Source organism: Nonomuraea sp. NPDC050663 (assembly GCF_044456985.1).
Taxonomy (GTDB): Bacteria; Actinomycetota; Actinomycetes; order Streptosporangiales; family Streptosporangiaceae; genus Nonomuraea.
In genome coordinates this window covers 40,538-61,222 of record NZ_JBITGL010000021.1, presented here as the reverse complement: position 1 = coordinate 61,222, position 20,685 = coordinate 40,538, and the positions used below count along the sequence as shown (strand labels likewise).

The 20,685-nt window shown below is 69.9% G+C and carries 20 protein-coding genes and 1 tRNA gene; 17 read left to right on the top strand and 4 right to left on the bottom strand.

Annotated elements, in window-relative coordinates; genetic code table 11:
- From ACIBH1_RS41895 to ACIBH1_RS41830, 14 genes are all read left to right on the top strand, one after another.
- Complete coding sequence (locus ACIBH1_RS41895; RefSeq protein WP_397319649.1) at positions 1–186, top strand: aroma-sacti cluster domain-containing protein; 186 nt, start codon at positions 1–3, stop codon at positions 184–186.
- Positions 186–3,056, top strand: coding sequence for an AAA family ATPase (locus ACIBH1_RS41890; protein WP_397319648.1), 2,871 nt, complete (start codon positions 186–188; stop codon positions 3,054–3,056). The genes ACIBH1_RS41895 and ACIBH1_RS41890 overlap by 1 nt, the downstream gene beginning before the upstream one ends.
- Positions 3,053–4,069, top strand: coding sequence for a RimK family alpha-L-glutamate ligase (locus tag ACIBH1_RS41885; RefSeq protein ID WP_397319647.1), 1,017 nt, complete (start codon positions 3,053–3,055; stop codon positions 4,067–4,069). The genes ACIBH1_RS41890 and ACIBH1_RS41885 overlap by 4 nt, the downstream gene beginning before the upstream one ends.
- Positions 4,070–4,114: 45 nt before the next feature.
- Entirely contained in the window at positions 4,115–4,918 is an 804-nt protein-coding gene (locus tag ACIBH1_RS41880; RefSeq protein WP_397319646.1) for a thiopeptide-type bacteriocin biosynthesis protein, read from the top strand.
- Positions 4,915–7,389: a lantibiotic dehydratase gene (locus tag ACIBH1_RS41875; RefSeq protein WP_397319645.1), complete on the top strand. Its 2,475-nt coding sequence runs from the start codon at positions 4,915–4,917 to the stop codon at positions 7,387–7,389. The genes ACIBH1_RS41880 and ACIBH1_RS41875 overlap by 4 nt, the downstream gene beginning before the upstream one ends.
- A gap of 17 nt (positions 7,390–7,406) precedes the next feature.
- Positions 7,407–7,541, top strand: a complete 135-nt coding sequence (locus tag ACIBH1_RS41870) for a hypothetical protein (protein WP_397319644.1) — start codon at positions 7,407–7,409, stop codon at positions 7,539–7,541.
- Positions 7,542–7,553: 12 nt separating this feature from the next.
- On the top strand, positions 7,554–7,691 hold the full coding sequence (locus ACIBH1_RS41865) for a hypothetical protein (protein WP_397319643.1): 138 nt from the start codon (positions 7,554–7,556) through the stop codon (positions 7,689–7,691).
- Positions 7,692–7,708: 17 nt separating this feature from the next.
- Positions 7,709–7,846, top strand: coding sequence for a hypothetical protein (locus ACIBH1_RS41860; protein ID WP_397319642.1), 138 nt, complete (start codon positions 7,709–7,711; stop codon positions 7,844–7,846).
- A 45-nt stretch (positions 7,847–7,891) separates the two neighbouring features.
- The gene (locus ACIBH1_RS41855) at positions 7,892–8,026 is read left to right on the top strand and encodes a hypothetical protein (protein WP_397319641.1); all 135 of its coding nucleotides are present in this window, start codon (positions 7,892–7,894) and stop codon (positions 8,024–8,026) included.
- 88 nt (positions 8,027–8,114) lie between these two features.
- Positions 8,115–8,249 (top strand): hypothetical protein, encoded by a 135-nt coding sequence (locus ACIBH1_RS41850; RefSeq protein ID WP_397319640.1) that lies wholly within the window; start codon positions 8,115–8,117, stop codon positions 8,247–8,249.
- A gap of 16 nt (positions 8,250–8,265) precedes the next feature.
- A complete protein-coding gene (locus tag ACIBH1_RS41845) occupies positions 8,266–8,424 on the top strand; it encodes a hypothetical protein (protein WP_397319639.1) in 159 nt (52 codons plus the stop codon).
- Positions 8,425–8,543: 119 nt separating this feature from the next.
- A complete protein-coding gene (locus ACIBH1_RS41840; protein WP_397319638.1) occupies positions 8,544–9,650 on the top strand; it encodes a lanthionine synthetase LanC family protein in 1,107 nt (368 codons plus the stop codon).
- Positions 9,647–11,440 (top strand): ABC transporter ATP-binding protein, encoded by a 1,794-nt coding sequence (locus ACIBH1_RS41835; protein ID WP_397319637.1) that lies wholly within the window; start codon positions 9,647–9,649, stop codon positions 11,438–11,440. The genes ACIBH1_RS41840 and ACIBH1_RS41835 overlap by 4 nt, the downstream gene beginning before the upstream one ends.
- Positions 11,433–13,253: an ABC transporter ATP-binding protein gene (locus ACIBH1_RS41830; protein ID WP_397319636.1), complete on the top strand. Its 1,821-nt coding sequence runs from the start codon at positions 11,433–11,435 to the stop codon at positions 13,251–13,253. Before ACIBH1_RS41835 ends, ACIBH1_RS41830 begins: the two co-directional genes overlap by 8 nt.
- A 461-nt stretch (positions 13,254–13,714) precedes the next feature.
- On the opposite strand, the gene ACIBH1_RS41825 is transcribed toward ACIBH1_RS41830, so the two are convergent.
- Positions 13,715–15,553, bottom strand: a complete 1,839-nt coding sequence (locus ACIBH1_RS41825) for a NosD domain-containing protein (RefSeq protein WP_397319635.1) — start codon at positions 15,551–15,553, stop codon at positions 13,715–13,717.
- Positions 15,554–15,850: 297 nt separating this feature from the next.
- Here ACIBH1_RS41825 and ACIBH1_RS41820 point away from each other — a divergent pair, with 297 nt between their 5' ends.
- The gene (locus ACIBH1_RS41820; protein WP_397319634.1) at positions 15,851–16,981 is read left to right on the top strand and encodes a sensor histidine kinase; all 1,131 of its coding nucleotides are present in this window, start codon (positions 15,851–15,853) and stop codon (positions 16,979–16,981) included.
- Complete coding sequence (locus ACIBH1_RS41815; RefSeq protein WP_397319633.1) at positions 16,978–17,628, top strand: response regulator; 651 nt, start codon at positions 16,978–16,980, stop codon at positions 17,626–17,628. The genes ACIBH1_RS41820 and ACIBH1_RS41815 overlap by 4 nt, the downstream gene beginning before the upstream one ends.
- Here the strand turns inward: ACIBH1_RS41815 and ACIBH1_RS41810 are convergent.
- Entirely contained in the window at positions 17,625–18,230 is a 606-nt protein-coding gene (locus ACIBH1_RS41810) for a DUF2306 domain-containing protein (RefSeq protein ID WP_397319632.1), read from the bottom strand. The two genes, ACIBH1_RS41815 and ACIBH1_RS41810, sit on opposite strands and share 4 nt — an antisense overlap.
- A gap of 134 nt (positions 18,231–18,364) precedes the next feature.
- On the opposite strand from ACIBH1_RS41810, the gene ACIBH1_RS41805 reads away from it, so the two are divergent.
- Positions 18,365–19,351, top strand: a complete 987-nt coding sequence (locus tag ACIBH1_RS41805) for an NAD(P)-dependent alcohol dehydrogenase (RefSeq protein WP_397319631.1) — start codon at positions 18,365–18,367, stop codon at positions 19,349–19,351.
- Positions 19,352–19,787: 436 nt separating this feature from the next.
- On the opposite strand, the gene ACIBH1_RS41800 is transcribed toward ACIBH1_RS41805, so the two are convergent.
- Both ACIBH1_RS41800 and ACIBH1_RS41795 read right to left on the bottom strand, forming a co-directional pair.
- Positions 19,788–19,864, bottom strand: a tRNA-Ile gene (locus ACIBH1_RS41800).
- A gap of 97 nt (positions 19,865–19,961) precedes the next feature.
- A complete protein-coding gene (locus tag ACIBH1_RS41795) occupies positions 19,962–20,684 on the bottom strand; it encodes a DUF3566 domain-containing protein (RefSeq protein WP_397319630.1) in 723 nt (240 codons plus the stop codon).
- Between the last annotated feature and the right edge of the window lies 1 nt (position 20,685).

Genomic DNA, 20,685 nt, shown 5'->3' with positions numbered 1-20,685 from the left:
ATGCCCTTCGATGCCCTGACCGCCTTGCTCGAAGCCGGTCACCCGCTGGAGTTCCTCACCGACGGCCAGCGCGCCGTCTTCGCCGCGTTGAGCGAGCCCGAGGTCGAGATGCTCAACTCGATCAAGGCCAAGCTGGAGGAGGCCGACGACACCGACGTGGAAGGCCATGAAGTCAAGGTGGTCTGATGTGCCCCGGCTGCCGGACGGAGACCACGCCGCAGGACCGCTTCTGCCGCCACTGCGGCGCCAGCTTGGCCGTCGTCCCCGCGCTGAGCAGCCGCAAGAGCGTCGTGGTGCTCTTCATCGACCTGGTCGGCTCGACCACCCTGGCGGAGGGGATGGACCCCGAGCCTCTGCGCGTCCTGATGGACCGCTATTACAGGGTGTGCACCGAAGCCATCGGCGAGCACGGCGGCGTGATCGAGAAGTTCATCGGCGACGCCGTCATGGCGGTCTTCGGGATGCCGGTGGCACACGAGGATGACGCCGCCCGGGCGGTACGAGCCGCCCTGGAGGTGACGGCGGGCGTCCGCGGGCTGGGCGGCGGGCTGGACGTGCATTCGGGGATCTTCTCCGGCGAGGTGATCGCCACCTCGCTGCCCACCGGCGATCTGCGGGTGGTCGGGGATGCGGTCAACACCGCCGCCCGGCTGCAGTCGGCCGCCGGGGCCGGGGAGATCCTCATCGGCAAGAGCGTGGCGCAAGCCGTACGCGATCTCATGGAGTTGCGTCCGGTGCCGTCGCTGACGCTGAAGGGAAAGGCCAAGCCGGTGCCCGCGTGGCTGGTCATCGCGCGGAAAGCGGCGCCTGAGCGGGCTCGGGCGCCGTTCGTCGGCCGGGCCGGGGAACTGAAGGAGCTCGAGCATGCGTTCCGGCGGGTGGTGCGAAAGCTGGAGTGCAGGGTGGTCACCGTGCTGGGCGTCCCGGGGCTGGGCAAGACGCGGCTGGTGCGCGAGTTCCTGGCCGCGTTGCCGCCGCGGGCGGCGCGGGTGCTGACCGGGCATTGCCAGTCGTACGGCAAGGGCATCACCTACCAGCCGATCGTCGAACTCTTCGACGACCTGCCGGGCGGCGCGGAACTGGCCGCGTACCTGGCCGCCGACCGAGGGGTGGAGGAGATCGCCTGGGTGGTGCGCCGCCAACTCGAGGAGCTGGCCGCGCGCATGCCGCTGATCGTGGTCTGCGAGGATCTGCACTGGGCCGAACCCACCCTGCTGGACCTGCTGGAAGAACTGGCCGCCGGACTGTCCGGGCTACCGGTGCTGCTGATCTGCGTAGCCAGGCCTGAGCTGCTCGAAACACGTCCGAGCTGGGTCTCGGCGGCGACAGTGGACCTCGGCCCGCTCGCCCCCGACGAACTCGACCTGCTCCTGGCACACCTGGAGCCGGATGTCGTGGCGCACTCGACGGCCGGGACGCTGGACCGGGTGACGGAGGCCAGCGGCGGCAACCCGCTGTTCGCCGAGCTGATGATGGACATGCTGGCCGAAGGTGACGAGAACGCCATCCCGCCCACGGTCCAGGCGCTGCTGACCGCCCGGATCGACCGGCTGCAACCCCGCGAACGCAAGGTACTGGCCCTCGCCTCCGCGTTCGGCCGCCACTTCAGCGGCGACGGGGTGGCCGCACTGCACGACGTGCCGGAGGAGGTGCCGGGCGCTCTCGCCCAGGTGCAGCGCCGCCGCCTGGTGGAGCGGGACGGGGGCGGCTTCCGCTTCGCGCAGGCGCTCACCCGTGATGTCGTGTACTCGATGACCCCCAAGGCCGAGCGGCGCGGCTGGCATCTGCGGATCGCCGACCGGGTGAAGGGCCTGCCCGAGACGGCCTACCATCTCGAAGCCGCCTGCCTGCTGGCCAGAGAGGTCAGCCCGGCCGACCCGGCCAACGTGCCGCTCGCCCGGCGCGCTGCCGCCCACCTGGCCGAGGCCGGCACCCAGGCGCTCACCCGCAAGGACCTGTCGGCCGCGGTCAACCTGCTGGAACGGGCGCTGGTCCTGATGCCGGTCGAGGAGCCCGGACATCGGGTGCTGGTCATCCGGTTGTGCGACGCGTACGTCCTGCTGGGCCGCCGGGAGGAGGCCGCGGCCCTGTTGGAGCGCAGCACGCCCGCGTTCGCCGACACGCGCGGGCGGCACGTCCTCGCCATTCAGCGGCATCTGCTCGCGCTGCGGTACGGCTCCGTCATGCCGTACCGCGGGGCGGAACCCGAGGCGGGTGACCACTTCGGGTGGTGCCGGATGCAACAGGTGCGAGCGCTGACGTGGCTCGCCTCCGGGCAGATCGGCAGGGCGGAGCAGGCCATGCGGGCGGCGGTGGACCATGCCCGTGCGCTGGGCGATCTCTATGAGGAGAAGCGACTGCTGATCGCGCGGTGCGAGCTGGCGCAGTGGTCACCTGCGCCGCTGGAGGAGGGCCTGTCGCTTTGCGCGGGGCTGGCGGAGCGGTTCGCCGGCGATCGGGCGCTGCTGGTGATGGTGCACTTCACCGAGGCCAGGCTGCGGGCGCTGCGTGGTGAGATCGAGGTGGCCCACGGCCTGCTGGATCGCGCCGACGGCCACACCCGCGACCTCAACCTGGGCCTGGCGGGGGCCGCGGTCGTCCAGGTTCGCGCACTCGTCTGCTCGCTCGCCGGCGATCACATCCGGTCCGCCGACCTGTACGGCGAGGCCGCTCGGGCCCTGCACACGATGGGCCTGCTCGTGCCTGCCCAGACGTTGCGTGTGTACGCGGCCCGCGAGCGTTTCCAGGCCGGAGAAGGTTTCGACGACGTGCCTTTCGACGGGCTGGAGCTCCGCGCCGAGCTGGTCGTCTGCTGCCTGCGCGCCCGCATCGGCAGTATGGAGCATGCCGAGACCGCTCTCGCCCTGCTGGACGGCACGGACGATCCATGCCTCCGCGGCGACGTCCTGGCCGAGATCGCCCGCGCCTGGCACGATCATGGCCGGACAGCCGAGGCCGCGGTCCTGGCCTGTCGCGCGAGGGATCACTACCTCGGACGTGGCGCCACGCTTCCAGCCGCTCGGGTGGCTGCCTGGATGGAGAGCCCGGACCGGTGACCCAGCCACTGGAGTGGCAGCTCGGCGATCGATCGCGGATGATCGACCTGCGGCCCTCCGCAGGGGGCGAACGAGCCGGCACGCCTGCCGTCCCATGTCCGGTCTTCCTCGCCCGCGAACGCGACCCCGAAGTGGACGCGCTCCAGGCTGGGCTGTGGCGGTTGGGCATCCCTTCGCTGCGAGCCGGGCTGGACACGCCGCTCCTGGTGGACGCGGACGGCTTGCTCTTCGACGGGGTACGGCCGACCGTGCTGTGGGTCAGGCACCTGTCGCCGCGTGCCGCGCCCGAGCATCCCATGAGCGCGGTGCGCCGCTACCGCAACGACGCCTGGCGCGCCCTGCTGAGCCAGCTGGACACCGTCGCCGCGGCGCCCGTGCTCGGCACCGGACCGGGTCTGCTCCGCCAGCTCGCCGTCGCACGAGACCTCGGCATCCAGGTTCCGAAGACGGTGGTCACCACGCGGCCCGGCACCGATGTCGTCCTGCTGCGCACGTCGCGGGTAGTGGCCAAGGCCCTGGACAGTCACGCCGTCGAAGCCGCTCCCGGGCTGCTGGCCGGCGCCTTCGCCCAGGTCGTGCCACACGACGAGGTGCTGGGCTGGACCTGCCAGGCGCCGCTGGTTCTGCAGGAGTACGTCCCCCATGACTGCGAGCTACGGGTCTACCACCTGCGGGGGGAGATCCACGCCTTCCGCGTGGTCAAGGAGAGACCTGAGTCGCTCTGGCTCGACGAGGACGCCGTCCAGGTGATCGTCTGCCCGGTGCCCGAGCCGGTCGTGAACGCCACCCGCCGGCTGGCGGAGGCGCTCGGGCTGGGGTACGCGGCCTTCGACTTCCTGATCAGGCAGGACGAACCGGTCTTCCTGGAAGCCAACGTCACCGGGGACTGGCGCTGGTTCGAGCGCCGTGCCGACACGCGAGCGCTCACACGCGGGGCGGTCAAGATGATCGCCCGCCTCCACCGCGCAGGCGGCGGCACACGGCTGCGCCCGCTGTCCTTCCTGGCGCTATGAGCGGACTATGATCCGGCTCTGAAGCGCCCGGTCGACAGTACTCATGTGCGACTGATCGAACCGAAGGCCCCGTCGGAGCCCTGGATCCAGTACGGGCTCAAGGCCCACCGCGACGTGTACGCGGACCTGGAGTCCCTCGCGCGCCCCGCGCTGGCCGAGGGGGCGGCGACCGAGTTCTTCTTCATGCACAAGGCCCCCGGACTCCGCATCCGCTTCCAGGCTCCCGCAGGCTTCGGCGACCTGGTGACCGAGCGGCTGACCGGCTGGCAGCAGGAAGGCCTGATCGAGCAGTGGCGCCCCGGCGTCTACGAGCCGGAGACCTACCTGTTCGGCGGCGAGTCCTCGATGCGCAGCGTGCACCGGGTCTTCACCGCCGACTCCCTGGCCTGGCTCGGCTTCCACCGCTTGACCTCGCCCGGCCCGACCTGGGCGATGTCGCTGCTGATGATCCAGTCGCTGCTGTCCACGCTGAAGGTGGTCGGCTGGGAGGACCTCGACGTCTGGGACCGGCTGCGGCGCCACGGCCGCGCCGCACCGGGCGCGCTGAGCGATCCGCGTGTCCAGACCCTCGCCGCGGCCCTGCGCTCGGCTTGGCCCTCCAGGGAGAAACTGGCGGCCAAACTCTCGCCCGAGGCGGTCGCGCTGGCCGACGAGTACGACGGCGTGGTGCGGGCGGAGGGGCCCCGCTGGTTCGAGGAGTACTTCGAGAGCGGTCATGCCCTCATAGGCCCGCGCGAGGCGGCGGCCTTCGTGATCATCTTCCACTGGAACCGCGCGGGGCTCACCGGCGCCCGGCAGTCGCTCCTCACCGAGGCCTTGCTGATCCGCGGGGTGGAGGGAAGCGTATGAGCGCCCTGCTCCGGATCGCCGGCCTGCCGATCAGGACGTGGCTGGCCGGCTCGGCCCCCGGCCTCTTCGAGCTGATCCGTCTCCTGGAGCAGGCCGACGCGCGCTACCGCGCCCAGGCCGCCACCCTCGCCGATCGCCTCGGCGAGCTCGTGCCCACCCTCCCCGTCGCAGAACGCCGCCTGGTCCTGTCCGTACGGCGGAGCCTCCACCAGGGCAAGCACCCCGCCACCACGGCTCTTCGCCCGATCGTCCCCGAAGCCCTGCGACCCGCCCTCGACGAGCACGAACGCCTCTCCGGCTTCGTCCGCGACCTCGAACAGCAGGCCGGCCGCCACCTCGACACCGAGCACGAGCGTCTCCTCTCCCTCCCCTGGGACCTGATCGGCTCCAGCCTCACCCACGACCGCGAGAGCTTCGACATCGCCGCCGACATCCGCCGCCGCCTGGCCGCCGGCGAGCCCTGGACCTCCAAGCGGCTCCGCCGGAGCAGCGAATACCTCTGGCGCATGATCGCCCGCGGCACGGTCAAGACCACCCCGCGCGGCTGGCTGGGGCACGTCGCGCTGCTCCACCTCTCCGAGGTGGAGCTACACGGAGTCGCCGGGATCTCGGTGACCGACGAGGCCGCCGTCGAGTGGACGCAGAACGTGCACACCCACCGGGTCGATCTCGCCGGCGCGGAACCGCTCGACCCCGAGCACCTGATCTCGCTCACCCCGCTGCACTGGCTCGACGACGGCCGCCTGGCCATCTGGACCCGTGACACCACCAAGCCCGGCTCGCGCGACATGATGTCCTGCAAGGTCCGCCTGGCCGCCGGCCTCGACAGGATCGTCGAAGCCCTCGGCGCTCGCGCCCGCAGCGTCGGTGACCTGACCCGCGAGCTGCCCCAGGTGTCACCCGCCTTCCTCGGCAAGCTCGCCCGGCGCGGCATCCTGGACGTGTCGGCTCCTCCGCACCGTCAGCGGCGCCCGTGGCGGACGATCACCGAGCAGGAGACGCCGCCGGAGACCGGGTTCGTAGACGTGTACCGGCGGGCGAAAGAGCCCCTGTCGGCCGACCTGGCGACGCTGCAGCACGCCTTCGAGCAGTACCGCCGGATCCACGCGCTGATCAGGGCCGAGCACTCACCGACGCCGCCCGCCTTCCTCGACCGCATCGGCGAACAGCCACGGCCGCTCATGGACGTCTTCGTGGCGGAGGCCGCCGGCCAGGAGTCGCCGCCCCCTCGGGGGCGGCACAGGACAGGCTGGCCGGCCGCGAAGAGCCCCGGCTCCGCCTACGGTCGGCTGCTCGCGCTGATCGCCGCCGCCGACGGCCCCGTGGACATCGGCGCCGACACGCTCGACGAGCTGGGAGCGCCGCAGGCGGCGCTCGCCTGGCCCACCGACGTCATGCTCAGGCCGCTGGCCTCGGGCGGCTGGGTGCTCGACGGATCGAGCCCGGCCGGCGTGCTCGACTCCCGCTTCGTCGACGCTCTGCGCTGGCTGCACGGATCCGTACCCGCCGCCGACGACTATCGGGCCTTCCTCCACGAGCTGGACCGGCTGACCGGACTGCCCTCCGTGGAGGTGCTCTACCCGCCGCTGTCCGAGCGCGCCGCAAACGCGGTCCGCCGCCCCCGCTACACGAGGTCGTGGACCGGAGACCCGTACTGCGGACAGTACTGGCCCTCCTGGGACCCGGACGGCTTCCTGCCACTGGGCGAGCTGACCGTGCACCAGGCCGACGGACGGGTCGTGATCTCCCACGCCGGCCGCCCGGTGCGCATCGTGCAGCACGCGACGCGTACCGCGACCGCCCCCTGGACGGTCCTGACCGAGATCCTCAACTCCGGCTCCCTGGCACGCGCCTCGCACACCCCGCGGCTCGGCTTCTCGCTTGGCGCCCATCCCGGCCGCGACTTCGTCCCCCGGATCACGGTGGCCGGCACGCTGATCGTCTCCCCGGCCCAATGGTCGCTCGACCCCGCCCGGCTCTCCTTCATCGGCGGTGGCGACCTGACCGAACTCCGCGCCCTCGACCGGCTGCGCGCCGAACTCGGCCTGCCCCGCTGGGTCTTCTTCTCCCATCACCGGTACGGCACGCAGCCGGTCGGGTGCGACCTGGAGAGCGTGCGCGCACCCCGGGTGATCGAGCAGATGGTCAAGGCCCTCGTGAAGGCCGAGGACCATCCGCAGCGCCTGATCATCACGGAGATGGTCCCATCGCCGGGAGACCTGCCCGTCCGTGCCGCCGGGGACGCGGTGGCCGCCGAGCTCCTGATCCGCCTGCCGTACAACCTCTCCCCCCAGGAACTGGCCGCCCGAGCGGTGTCAGAAGAAGCGCACAGGAGGCTCCTCATGCCAGAACCCACCACCTCTGAGCCCAGCGAGGACCGGGTCGACGCCCTCATCGACGACCTGGAGCTGCACGCCTCGCCGGCCATCGAGGAGCCCGTCAACTGCACCCGAATCTGCGCCTTCGGCTGATCGAAAGGACACCCGTCATGCCGGACAACCCCACCCCTGAGGACCAGGTCGACGAACTGATCGACGACCTCGAAGTCCACGCCGCGAACCAGGGCGGATCGTTCTGGAGCGTGGAGATCTGTCTCACCATGATGACCTGCGACTGCGGCTGAAAGGGCGAACCCATGTCAGACCACCTTGCTCCCGAACCTGAGAACCAGGTCGACGAGCTCATCGACGACCTCGAAGTCCACGCGGTCAACCAGGGCGGATCGTTCTGGAGCGTCGAGATCTGCAACCCGACCGCCTCCTGCCCCTGTTGATCCGCTGAGGAGCCGCCATGCCCGACAACAGCGTTTCCGATCCTGGCCAGGACGGCGTCGAGGAGCTCATCGACGACCTCGAGACCCACGCCGTCCCACCCAGGGCGTCCGCCTTCACTGAGGACTGCACCGCCCTCACCTGGGACTGCGGCTAGCCACCCGAGCCACCCTCAACACCCCGCAACCGAAAGGAAACCTCTATGTCCGAGAACACCACCCCCGAGCCCGCCCAGGACAAGGTCGAGGAGCTCATCGACGACCTAGAAGTCCACGCCATCCGCGAAGGCGGCACCGTCACCGAGGACTGCAACCTCACCAGCACCTGCAACTGCTGACCGGAAAGCCACTCCCTGGCGGAGAGGCCACCCTCGATCCCGATCTGATTCCGGCACCTGCGCTGCTGAACCCTGAAAGGAAACCTCTATGTCCGAGAACACCACCCCCGAGCCCGCCCAGGACAAGGTCGAGGAGCTCATCGACGACCTGGAAGTCCACGCTGTCCGCGAAGGCGGCACCGTCACCGAGGACTGCCAGATCACCAACACCTGCAACTGCTGATCCGACAAGGGCTCACGTGTCCGCGAACACCGTGCCCGAGCCGGGTCAGGAACGTGTCGACGAGCTCATCGACGACCTCATCGACGACCTGGAGATCCACGCTGCGACGCCGGTGGAACCCGAGCTGGTGGTGGTGCGGAAGCAGTTGCCTCCGGACCGCGCCTCGCTGATCTGACCAGCCGGGTTCACCCAAGGGACGCCACCCCCCTCCACGTCCCTGATTCACCGGGAAAGTGATGGCGGCGCACGCCCTGTGCGCCGCCATCTTCTGGCGAAAGGCCCTCCATGCCCTACGTGAAGGAACGATCACCCAGCCTGGCTCGCCTCGGACGGCTGCTGGACGAACTCCCGCAGGTCGCTCCCGACGCGGCCATGCCGGTCGTAGCCGAGGCGCTCTCGGAGCAGGACGCCACTCGCGCGCTGACCTCCTGGTTGCGGGGGCTGAAGCAGGCACCCCGAGGGCTGGGCCTCTTCGGCGGCTCCGCCGAACGCCTGCTCGCACTGCGGATTGCCGCGTCCACCTGGCCCAAGCTCACCGGACCCGTCGGCGCGCAACGCGAGGCGCTGATCGCGCAGTTGGCCGCCACGACATGGCGGGACAGCGAGGTCGGGTGGCCGGACTACGACCTGATCGTGGGCCCGTCGGGCATCCTGGTCGCGCTGGCCGCCGATCCGGAGGTGCCCGCCACGGCCCGCGCGCCCTTGACCGGCCATCTGCTCCGGCTCTGCGCCACGCCGGACCTCGCACGGCTGCGGGTGGGCGAGCACCAGAACGATCACCCTCGCCGGTGGAACATCGGCCACGTCAACCTCGGCCTGGCCCACGGCCTGCCCGGGATCATGATCGCCCTGTGTGCCGCCGCCGAAGCCGACGGGCTGAGCGACGACCTGGCCACCACCCTGGCCCGCCTCGCCGGACGCCTCATCGCCGAGTGCCGTCCCGACGGCCGCGGCGTCTACGCCTGGTCGCACGGCATCGGTGTCGACCTCCCGAGCCGCCCGCTCCAAGCCTGGTGCTACGGCTGTCCCAGCAACGCCTGGGTCATGTGGGAGACGGCCCGCATCCTCGGCGATCACGAACTGGCCGCGTTCGCGCTCGAAGCGGCGGCCTCCTTCGTCACCGCCTACGACGACGATCGAGACCTGCGGAATCTGGCCCTCTGCCACGGGGCCGCCGGCATCCTGCTGATCTTCGACGCCTTCGCCAGGCACACTCCGCTCGGCGGGGCGCAAGCACTCGCCACACACCTGACCGACTACCTGCTCGACCGCCACGAGGAGGTCGCCGAGCTGGCGGCCACCGACTGGTCGCTGATGAACGGCGCAGGCGGCGTGCTGGCCGCCCTGCTCACCGTGGAGGGGGGCGACCGGCGATGGCTGGCGACGCTGGGGCTGCGATGAGCGACAACACGACCAAGAACCACACCGGCGTGCTGGCCGTGATCCGCGCGCTGCCCGCGGTATCGCCAGGGCTGACCGCGGCGCTGTCGTTCCTGGTGGTGCTGGACGCGCTGCTGAGCGCGGGCTTCATCCTCACCAGCGGCGCCATGGTGGCGGAGCTGGCGACGCGCTCGGGCGCGGTCGGCTGGTACCTGGCCGCCCTGGGAGCGATCTACGTGCTCCGGCTGGCCCTCGACCCCGTCGAGACCGCGCTCGGCAACTCGCTGGCCCGCCGCTTCACCGCGATGCTCACACAGACCACGCTGGAAGGCACGCTCCGGCCGATCGGCATCGAGCATCTCACCGACCCGGTCGTCTCCGACCGCATCCAGCTCGCGCAGGGCCTGAACACCGGCTACCCGCCGGGCAACGCGGTGACCTCGCTGGCGCGGCTCGTCTCCAGCCGGTTGGGCGGGCTCGCCGCGGCGATCACCCTGGCCACGGTCGAATGGTGGTTGCCGCTCCCGCTGGCCGCCGTGTGGATCCTGCTCTCCCGGTGGCGGCTGCGTGACCTGAAGAAGACGGTCGCCGCCAGCTCCGGGACGATGCCCGTACTTCGCCACGCCGCCTACGCCAGGGACCTGGCCATCGGTGACGCGGCCGCGAAGGAGATCCGGGTCTTCGGCTGGCAGGACTGGCTGCTAGACCGTTTCACCCGCGCCTGGCACGAGGGCACCGGCACAGCGGGCAGCATGGGCAGCACGCTCGTGAAAACGATCAGTCTCGCGCTGGTCGGGGTCGCGCACGTCGCCGCTTTCCTGTACCTCGCCTTCGCGGTCACCGACGGCCGACTCGGCGTCGAGTCGATCGTCGTCGCGCTCCAGGCGATCACCGGGATCTCGCTGCTCGGCTTCCTGGGTGACGTGCAGTGGATGCTGACGCACGCTAGCACCGCTGTTCCCCACGCGGTCGCCGTCGGGCGGCTCGGCATCGAACCCGCGCACCGGCGGCTTGCCGTACTGCCTGGTGAGGGTCTTCCCGCGCAGGGCATCCGGCTGGAGAACATCAGCTTCGGCTACCCGGATCGTCAGGTGCTCCAGGGGCTCGACCTCGACATCCCCGCCGGGTCGTCGCTGGCCATCGTCGGGGTCAACGGCGCGGGCAAGAGCACGATCGTCAAGCTGCTGTCCCGCCTGTACGAGCCGGACGGCGGCCGGATCACCGTCGACGGCGAGGACCTGCACGCGCTGGACGTCAAGGCGTGGCGCAGGCAGCTCGCCGTCGTCTTCCAGGAGTTCCTGCGCTACGAGCTGCCCCTGCGCGACAACGTCGGCTTCGGCAGGCTCGACGCCGATCGCTCCGACGCCGCGCTGGCGCGGGTGGCCGCCGTCTCCAAGCTCGACCAGGTCCTCCCCCGGCTGGCCGCCGGCTGGGACACCCCGCTGAGCCGTCGGTTCGAGGGCGGCACCGACCTGTCCGGCGGGCAGTGGCAGCGGGTCGCACTCGCCCGCGCGCTCCTGGCGGTCGAGCACGGCGCCAAGCTGCTCATCCTCGACGAGCCCACCGCCAACCTCGACGTCCGGGCCGAGGCCGAGATCTACGAGCACTTCCTCGACCTCACCCGTGGCCTGACCACGATCCTCGTCTCCCACCGCTTCGCGACTGTACGGCTGGCCGACCGGATCTGCGTGCTCGACGGCGGCCGGGTGATCGAGTACGGCTCGCACGACGAGCTCATGGCGCTCGGCGGCCAGTACGCCCACATGTTCACCCTCCAGAGCGCACCGTTCCAGGAGACGCACCGTGTCTGAGCTGGTCGATGACCGCATGACCCCGCGCAAGCTGGGGCGGAGCACCGCCCTGCTCATCGCCGCCGCCTTCCGCGCCGACCCGCGCAAGGCCCTGCTCGTCCTCGTGCTCACCCCAGTGAGCGGGGCCATCGCCGCGGTGACCGCGATCGGGCTGCGCCTGATGGTGGACTCCGCGACCGCCGCCGACCTGGCCGGCATGACGAGTGCCGCCGCTCTGATGGCCGGCGCGCTGGTCGTCGCCTTCCTGGCCAGCACACTCGTGGCCGAGGCGCGCATCCAGTTGCAGCTGCGCGTCGGGCTCGTCCTCGACCAGCGCATCATGACCCTCTGCGGGTCCCTGCCCCAGCTCGACCACCACGAGAACCCCGCCTACCAGGACCGGCTCGACCTGCTGCGCAACCACCGTCAGGGGCTCGGCGGCGCGTTCGGCATCATCGTGGAGAACGCGCGCACTCTCATCACCTTCGGCCTGACCGTGTCGCTGCTGATGAGTGTCCGCCCAGAACTGCTTTTCCTGGTGCTGCTCGCCTTGCCTACCGTCCTGGCGGTACGGCGGGGCGAGCGTGCCACGGCCCAGGCCGAGGAGATCACCACCGAGCCCAACCGGCTGCGCAAGTCCCTGTTCGCCCTCGTCACCTCGCCGCTGTCGGCCAAGGAGATCCGCGTCTACGGTCTGCAGGGCGAGCTCGCCGAACGCCACCGCGACCTCCAGGAACGGGTCGACGGCCCCAAGCGCCGCGCGGAGTGGCGAAGCACCCTGTGGACCAGCGGCGGCTGGACCCTCTTCGGCCTCGGTTTCGCCGGCGCCCTCTACCTGGTCGTCTCCGCCGCCCTCCAGGGCAAGGCCACCCCCGGCGACGTCGTCCTCACCCTGTCGCTGGGCTCCCAGCTCACCTCGAACGTCTCGGGCATGATCACCATGCTGTCGTTCCTGCAACGCTCCGTCCGCACGGTGGGCTACTACCTCTGGCTCGACGACCACGCCAAGGCCGTCGCCACGGCGGAGAACGGCTCGATTGTCCCCCCGCCGCCCGGTCACGACCTCGTGCTCGACCGCCTCACCTTCCGTTATCCCGGCGCCGCGCGGCCGATCCTGGACGACCTGTCCCTGCGGCTGCCCGCCGGAAGCACCGTCGCCATCGTGGGCGAGAACGGCGCCGGCAAGACCACGCTGGTCAAGCTGCTGTGCCAGATGTACCAGCCCACCTCGGGGCGCATCACCTATGCCGGGCGGGACATCACCGACTACGACCTGCAGGCATGGCGCAGCCGTACGACCGCGTGCTTCCAGGACTACCTGCGTCCCGAGTTCCTCCTGCACGAATCGGTCGGGCTCGGCGACCTGCCCCGGATCGACGACTTCCCCGCGGCGGAGAGCGCCCTCGACCGGGCCGGCGCCTCGGCGCTTCCAGGGCTGCTCCCCCACGGCCTCCGGACCCAGCTCGGGGCCACCTTCCCGGGCGGCACCGACCTGTCCGGCGGGCAGTGGCAGAAGCTGGCGATGGCCAGGGCCGGGATGCGAGCCGCACCGCTGCTCCGCGTCCTGGACGAGCCGGCGGCCAACCTGGACCCGGCCGCCGAGTACGAGATCTTCAGGAGCTTTCAGGCGACGGCCGCCCAGTCGGACGAAGGCACGATCACGGTCTTCGTCTCCCACCGATTCGCCACAGTCCGGAGTGCCGACCTCATCGTGGTGCTTGATGAGTGCCGGATCCGGGAGGTCGGGAGCCATGAGGAGCTGATGGCGGCGGGGGATCTTTACGCCACGTTGTACGCGTTGCACGCCAAGGGCTATCAGGACTCCACGACGTGACGGCGCAATGAGTCACCGACAAGCGAAGCGGACCGGCCGCAGGCACGTGGCGAAGGTCGTCACCTCCACCTTGCGCTCGACCAGCGCCTCGGCGACCTGCTCGATGCCGGAGACGACCAGGTGTCGTGGGTGTCGTCGAGAAAGGCGCCGAGGCGATCCATGCGCTCCGACCACTGCTGGGCCCGCTTGGTGACCTCGACGACGCCCGCCTCGGACAGCAGCCGCAGATGCCGGGGGCAGCGACACCATCCTGATCCGCGCGGCGCTCTTGCACGACGTTCTTGGCGCCTGAGAAGGCCCGGGCCATGGTCAGGGAGACGCTGGAGGTCCTCGTCCCCCTCCCCCACCGGCTGGAGCTGAGCCACCCCCGAGATGTTCATCACCGCAACAGCTGCCGTTCAACGGGGACGTGGCGCTCGGGAGCGAGGCCGCGGCCGTGATGATCATTGTCTCGATGGGCTTCATTCCCGGATCACCATGCACTCGGAGAACTCTGACGTGGATGTCGGACTGCCGTCGGCTGCGAGTGGGGTGGCTGTGGCGGTGATCACGCCGGAGGTCGGCAGTGCAGCCAGTTCGGCGGTGCCGTCGGCATGACCGGCTGGGCCGGTGGTGATCGTGGTCAGGCCGCCGGGAAGATGGAGAAGACCCTCGCCGAACCCGATCGGATCGCAGGCGCCGCTCCAGTAGAACTCGATGCGCATCTCCGTCCGGGGCAGGCTGTCGAGGGTCCAGGTGGCCTGGATGGCAGTGGGAGTCCGTACAGCACTGACGAGTGACGGGGCGTTCTGCAGATCGTTGGCGCCGACATCGCCGTCGAGCGGGTCGAGTTCGAGACTTTCGGTGTTGTGCCCGTCCGGGGCGAGGTCGATGCCGAGTCCGCTGTTACGCCGGATCGAGTTGACCAGGATGGAATTGTGCGTCCCGTTCGTGATCTCCACACCGTCGTGGCCGTTGTGGGCGATGACATTGTGGCCGGCGACACTGCCGTCGCCCACCTGGTTGCCACTGCCGCCAATCTCGATGCCGCTTTCGGAGTTTCCCAGGTCGGCGGTCCCGGTCAGGTCCGTCCCGATCCGGTTGCCGATGACGCGGGTTCCGGTGGACGCGGGTGAGAGATCGATACCGTCTCCCGTGTTGGCGGAGACCACGTTCGCTGCGCTGGATTCTGCGCCACCGATGACGTTGGCGGTTCCGGCGGCAACCGTGATGCCCTTGCCGAAAGGGATCGCACCGCCGTTGGGCAGCGGCACCGCTCCGGAGACATCGACGCCGATTCTGTTGCCTTGGATGACGTTGGCGTCGGGCAGTTCGAGGTTGTTCTGGGAGAGTTCGATCCCGAACCAGTCGTTGCCCGAGATGATGTTTCCTTCGCCGGGACCGGTACCGCCGACCTGGTTGCCGTCGCCACCGTGGATCCAGATTCCCTCACCGTTGCCGATTGCCCTGGTGCCGGTGACATCGGTACCGATGAGATTGCCCCGCAGCTTGTTCTGGTCTCCCGCAACGTACACACCGGTACCGCAGTCTGAGATCAGGTTGTCGCTCACCGTAGTGGCGTCGGCTTCCTCGATCGAGATGCACCGGACGGCGATACCGGCGCCGAGACCTCCGGATCCGAAGGCGTCGGTGCCGATCCGGTTGGCGGCGATCAGATTGCGGGTTCCTCCCGTTACCCACACGCCGTATTGGCCGGAGATCACGTTGCGTTCGACCGCCGAGCCGCCGATGACGTTGTCGTTGCCGTGTATCTGGACGCCATATCCGGCGGTGACGGCTGCTTGGCCGTTCATGTCCGTGCCGATATGTGACGCGGTGACCCGGTTGCGGTGACCTGTCAGCTTGATGTCGGTGTGAAGCGCTCCGCCGGCCAACGGCGCACCGTTGATCACGAGCCCGGTCAGGAGACTGTCATTGGTCCGTACGTCGAGCCCGATCCCTGCGTTCACGTTCGAGGCGTCGATCTCGATCTTGAGTGTCGCAGGCGCCACCTCACTGGGCGGAATCGCGCCGGACTGGGTGAAGCCGTCTATCGCGACAGGGTCGGTGATCGCCGGGAGCGGGCGTCGTCCCGGGACGATCACATGTGGGCCCGCCCCTGGAATCCTGAAGGCGATCACATCCGCACCTGCGTTGTCGTTGGCCCGCGTGATGGCGTCGCGGAGGCTCCCGAATCCGGAGTCGCTGGTGTTGAGGACGAGGTACGTGCGCCCGACCGCCAGAGCGGGCAACGCCGGGAGCGGTGCCACCGTCCCGATCACGCCGGTTACGACGATCGCAACCCGCCACAGTGCCACCATCGCGCCTCTTCTCGCACCGATCGTTCTCGACCTGCGTGCTTCGTCCTCCGACGGTGCGTGAACCGCTGGCCACATGGCTGTTCCTTCCTCGGACACAGGCCCTGCCGGGTCCGCCCATCCTCCGCATTGTGGGCTCCACCAGCGGACATTGACCGCGTACTACTGCACACACGGCTGAGCTCGCGCTCGATCTGGTCCGGTGGAATGGCCGCGCAGGCTGGTCAGCCGTGCGTGCAGACGGCGTACGGCCTGCGTCGGCGGATCCCGAGCTGAGCGGGCAAGTCGTACCATAAGGCCGTGCACGCCGTTCTTCTTTCCCTGTGGAACGAACCGCGTCCCCCCGATCCGCCCGCGCGAGTGCCGCGTGACTGGGTGCTCGTAGGCGTGCTCGTGCCGGTCGCGCTGCTCGAGGGCTTCCTCCGCCCCGACCTGCCCGACCGGTTCGTCGCCGTGACGCTCAGTCTCGTCCTGGTGCCCACGCTGCTGTGGCGGCGGACGCATCCGTTGCGGATGCTCCTGATCGTCTTCGCCGCCACGACGCTGGCGCCGCTGCTGACCGGCGGCGTGCCCTCGGAGGCATATTCCCTCGTCTACCTGCTGATCCTCGTCTATGCGCTGGCCCGCTGGGGATCGGGACGCGAGATCGCGATCGGGCTGGCCGCCATGATCACGGCGCTCGGGCTCTCGACCGCTTTCGGCCGTACGCAGCCTTCCGACGTGGTCGGCTCGCTCGCCGTGATGTCGGCGGCCACCACGCTCGGCATCGCGCTGCGATACCGGGCCAGAGCTCGCTCGCGCGAGCTGGACCAGGTCAAGCTGCTCGAACGCGCCCAGCTCGCCCGCGACCTGCACGACACCGTGGCCCATCACGTCTCGGCCATGGCGATCCGCGCGCAGGCCGGGCTGGCCACCTCCGCGTCGCGGCCCGACGCAGCGACGGACGCGCTGAAGCTGATCGAGGAGGAGGCGGCTCGCGCGCTGGCCGAGATGAACAGCATGGTCCGCGTGCTGCGCCAGAACCAGCCGCCCGAACTGGCACCCGGGCGCGGGGTCGCCGATCTCGCGGAGCTGGCCACGCAGGGCTCCGCCGTACCGGCCGTGAAGGTGAATCTCCCCGGCGACCTTGGCGAGTTGCCGCCGTCGGTCGGCGCGGCGCTCTATCGGCTGGCGCAGGAGTCGGTCACCAACGCCAGGCGGCACGGACGCCACGTCGAACTGATCGAGGTGAGCGTCAGCGCGGATGAGGACTGCGTACGGCTGAGCGTGACCGACGACGGCTCACCCCCGGCCGCCCCCAGACCCGGCTACGGCATCATCGGCATGATCGAACGCGCCGAGCTGCTCGGCGGCACCTGCCAGGCGGGTCCCGGCCCCGAGACCGGCTGGACGGTCACCGCCGTCCTCCCCCGGGCGGGCAGGCGGTCGTGAGCGTGCGGGTGCTCGTCGCCGACGACCAGGAGATCGTCCTCACCGGCCTCACCATGATCCTCGACGCCCAGCCCGACATCGAGGTCGTCGGCCAGGCTGGCGACGGCAGGCGCGCGGTCGAACTGGCCCGGCGCCTGCGCCCGGACGTCTGCCTGTTCGACATCCGCATGCCCGGCCTCGACGGCATCCAGGCCACCCGATGCCTGGCCGGGCCCGACGTCGCGGACCCGCTGGCCGTGGTCGTCATCACCACCTTCGACCTCGACGAGTACGTCTACGCCGCACTGCGCGCCGGGGCCAAGGGCTTCTTGCTCAAGAACGCGGGCGCGGCCCTGCTCTCGCAGGCCGTCCACGCCGCGGCCAGCGGCGAGGCGCTCATCGCGCCCAGCGTCACCGCGCGGCTGCTCGGCGCCTTCTCCCGCACCGGGCCCGCCTCTCCGCCCGTGCGGCCGATCGAGACGCTGACCGAGCGGGAGGAGCAGATCTTGCTGACCGTGGCGCGCGGACGCACCAACGGCGAGATCGCCGATGAGCTGCATATTTCGCTCAGCACGGTCAAATCACACATCGCCAGCCTCATGGCCAAACTCGGCGCCCGCAACCGCGTCGAGATCGCCATGTGGGCCTACGAGACCAACCGCCTCTAGGCCCGGCGGATGACCCACTCGGCGACCGCCAGATTGATCAGCCAGCCCGCAGCCGACAGCAACGCCTTGGGCAGCTGTCCAGGCGTGCCGACGATCAGAAACCACGGCAGCAGCGTGAACGCCTGCGTGCCCGCGCCCAGGCCGATCGCATAGGCGCGCATCATCCAGGCCCGGTGGGCGGCGATGTCACGGCGCCGGATCGCGAGCAGGCCGAGGACCAGCGAGGCGGCCATGGCCGTACCGAAGATCACGCGAAAGACGCCCAGCAGCGTGCCGTCGGCCTCGGGCAGCGAGCTGAACAGCGTCATCCACATCCCGGCGAGCGCTGCGATCAGCCCCGCGGGCACCAGCACCCGCCCAGCGGCGCGATGCCAGCCGGCACGGCTACGCCGCAGAGCGGGCGCGAACTGGAAAGCGCCGACCACGGTATAGACGGTCGCGCCCGCGATGTGCAGGCTCACCGGAAGCGGCGAGGCGAAGAAGCGCGCGTTGTCCGGCGTGATCGCCGCGCCCACGGACAGTTCAGTCATGCGGATCGCGCCCGCGACGATCGGAACGGCACTGAGCGCCAGTAGCGCGGCCGGAATGGTACGACTCCTCATGCCTCGATCGTGGCGAGCCGAGCCGCTTCGGGCATCGCGCGCGAGGCTGCCTCGGAGGCGTTCTATCGGCTGCCAATCAGGCGTACTTTCGGCTGATGAGCGGCGCGGGTGCCGTTCTTACGCTGACGAGTGTGATGAGAGCATTCCTTCTGCGCTCGTACGGCTCAGCCGACGCGCTGCACCTCACCAAGATCCAGAAGCCCGAACCCGCCGCCGGCGAAGTCCTGGTCAAGGTGCACGCCACCTCGGTCCAGCCCTACGACTGGCACCTGATGCGCGGTCAGCCGTACATCGCCCGTCTGATGGGCGGCGGCCCCGGCCTGCGCCGCCCGAAGATCTCCATCCTCGGCGCCGACGTCGCCGGCACCGTCGAGTCGATCGGCAAGGGCGTCACCGCCTTCCAGCCGGGCGACGAGGTCTTCGCCATGCCCAAGCAGGGCGGCTTCGGCGAGTACACCTGCGTGCCCGCCGGTGAACTGGCCTCCAAGCCCCGCAACCTGTCCTTCGCCCAGGCCGCCGCGGTCCCCATGGCGGCCAACACCGCCCTGATCGCCCTGGGTGACACCTATCCCGGCCAGAACGTCCTCATCAACGGAGCATCCGGCGGCGTCGGCACCTTCGCCGTCCAGATCGCCAGGGCGCTCGGCGCAAAGGTCACGGCCGTCTGCGGTCCCCGCAACCTCGCCATGGTCGCCTCGCTCGGACCGGAGGAGGTCATCGACCGTACGCGGGAGGACTTCACCCAGCGCCGCCAGCGCTACGACCTCCTGCTGGACATCGCCGGCGGTCCCTCCACCGCCGCCTGCCGTCGCGCCCTCACCCCCAAGGGCGCGCACGTGCTGGTCGGCGGCCCGGGCGGCCGCTGGATCAGCCCGGCGGGCCGGATGCTCGCCACGATGCTCGCCGGGCCGTTCGTCTCCCAGCGGGTCGCGGTGGCCGACGTGGTCCGCTGTACCGACAACCAACGCAATCTGACCACGCTGACCACCCTCCTCGAATCCGGTGAGATTTCTCCGGTGATCGACCGCAGCTACCCGTTCGAGCAGATCCCGGACGCGATCCGCTACCAGGAACAGGGCCGCTCAGCAGGCAAGGTCGTCATCACGTTCGGCCATTCATGACCTCCCTGACCTGCTGCGCGGGGCTCGGAGACCAGATCCGCCCTCCGTTGAGCCGTCCTCAGGACACGACCCTTTTGCGCCCGCCGAGACGTTGTCGAGCTCGGGGTACGGCCTCGGGTAGGTCGCGCCGACGGAGAACCACCAGGCCAGCGCGTCTGCGAAGGCGGCGGCGATGCGAAGCTCGCCGGCCACGGCGCTTAAGCGGACCAAACCGCCTCTTCGTTACAGCCGGGTCGGCCTACGGCCGCAGGAGCCGTGGAGGAGGAGTCCCTCGCGCACAGGCTCAGGCACCGAGGCTTGCGCTCCCACGGCTGGTGAAGTTCTCTTGAACACGGACGTTGCGAGCGTCGGCGATGGACTCACGGTCAAACGACGGTCAGATGATCAAAAAGCCGGATCCCTGATCATGGGATCCGGCTTCTGAGCTGGACTTCGATGGTGGGGCTAAGAGGACTTGAACCTCTGACCTCTTCCTTATCAGGGAAGCGCTCTAACCGTCTGAGCTATAGCCCCGCACTCACCAAACCGTACCGTATCCCGGCCAGTTGCGGCGACGGAGAAAAGCTTACCAACACCTGGGGGCTGCTCGCGCCGCCCCCAGGCATCGGACTTACTCGGCTTCGCTGAAGGTCACCTCGACGCCGCCGACCAGGTCGGCCGCGACGTTGTAGATGACCGCCCCCAGGGTGGACAGCGCGGTGATCAGCACCACGTTCACGGCCCCGATCAGAGCCGTGTACCCCAGGATGCGCACCGGCTCGAACCACGACTTGATGTCGAACCCGAGCGTGTTCTGCCCATCGGAGTTGTTGAGCTGGTTGAACATCGAGATGATCGAGTCGAACACCCCGAGCGCGGACAGCACGCCGTACAGGACGGCCACCGCGACGAAGAGCACCACGAAGCAGACCAGCGACAGCACGAAGCTGAACTTCATCGCCGACCAGGGCTCCACGCGGCGCAGCACGAGGTGTGCCTTGCGCGGGAGTCTGGCCTGGGCGGTCTTGGACTTCTTGGGTGTCTCCACGGGCGTGGCGGGAGGGGCCGGAGGCGGGGCCTCCGAGGTCAGGACGGGGCGGACCCGAACGGTGTCGTTCGTGTCCTCCTCCTCGACCCTGATCTCGGCGATCCTGGTCTCGGCGATCTTGTTGTCGGCCTTGAGCGGCCGGTCGGCCTTGAGCGGCTTCTCCTCTGGCGAGGTGTTCTGCTGCTCAACAGTGGCCGTTGTCTCGTCGACGGACTCTTCCTTGGGCTTCTGGCCGTTCTCACGAGCCTGCTGCCCGTTCTCCCGTGCCGCGGACTTCGTCTTGGCAGAGCTGCCCTGGACGCTCATG

What these genes read in the sequence shown, in the direction of transcription:
- ACIBH1_RS41895 (WP_397319649.1), top strand. Translation starts at nt 1, where the DNA reads ATGCCCTTCGATGCCCTGACCGCCTTGCTCGAAGCCGGTCACCCGCTG.
- ACIBH1_RS41890 (WP_397319648.1), top strand. Translation starts at nt 186, where the DNA reads ATGTGCCCCGGCTGCCGGACGGAGACCACGCCGCAGGACCGCTTCTGC.
- ACIBH1_RS41875 (WP_397319645.1), top strand. Translation starts at nt 4,915, where the DNA reads ATGAGCGCCCTGCTCCGGATCGCCGGCCTGCCGATCAGGACGTGGCTG.
- ACIBH1_RS41870 (WP_397319644.1), top strand. Translation starts at nt 7,407, where the DNA reads ATGCCGGACAACCCCACCCCTGAGGACCAGGTCGACGAACTGATCGAC.
- ACIBH1_RS41865 (WP_397319643.1), top strand. Translation starts at nt 7,554, where the DNA reads ATGTCAGACCACCTTGCTCCCGAACCTGAGAACCAGGTCGACGAGCTC.
- ACIBH1_RS41860 (WP_397319642.1), top strand. Translation starts at nt 7,709, where the DNA reads ATGCCCGACAACAGCGTTTCCGATCCTGGCCAGGACGGCGTCGAGGAG.
- ACIBH1_RS41855 (WP_397319641.1), top strand. Translation starts at nt 7,892, where the DNA reads ATGTCCGAGAACACCACCCCCGAGCCCGCCCAGGACAAGGTCGAGGAG.
- ACIBH1_RS41850 (WP_397319640.1), top strand. Translation starts at nt 8,115, where the DNA reads ATGTCCGAGAACACCACCCCCGAGCCCGCCCAGGACAAGGTCGAGGAG.
- ACIBH1_RS41835 (WP_397319637.1), top strand. Translation starts at nt 9,647, where the DNA reads ATGAGCGACAACACGACCAAGAACCACACCGGCGTGCTGGCCGTGATC.
- ACIBH1_RS41825 (WP_397319635.1), bottom strand. Translation starts at nt 15,553, where the DNA reads ATGGTGGCACTGTGGCGGGTTGCGATCGTCGTAACCGGCGTGATCGGG.
- ACIBH1_RS41810 (WP_397319632.1), bottom strand. Translation starts at nt 18,230, where the DNA reads ATGAGGAGTCGTACCATTCCGGCCGCGCTACTGGCGCTCAGTGCCGTT.
- ACIBH1_RS41805 (WP_397319631.1), top strand. Translation starts at nt 18,365, where the DNA reads ATGAGAGCATTCCTTCTGCGCTCGTACGGCTCAGCCGACGCGCTGCAC.
- ACIBH1_RS41795 (WP_397319630.1), bottom strand. Translation starts at nt 20,684, where the DNA reads ATGAGCGTCCAGGGCAGCTCTGCCAAGACGAAGTCCGCGGCACGGGAG.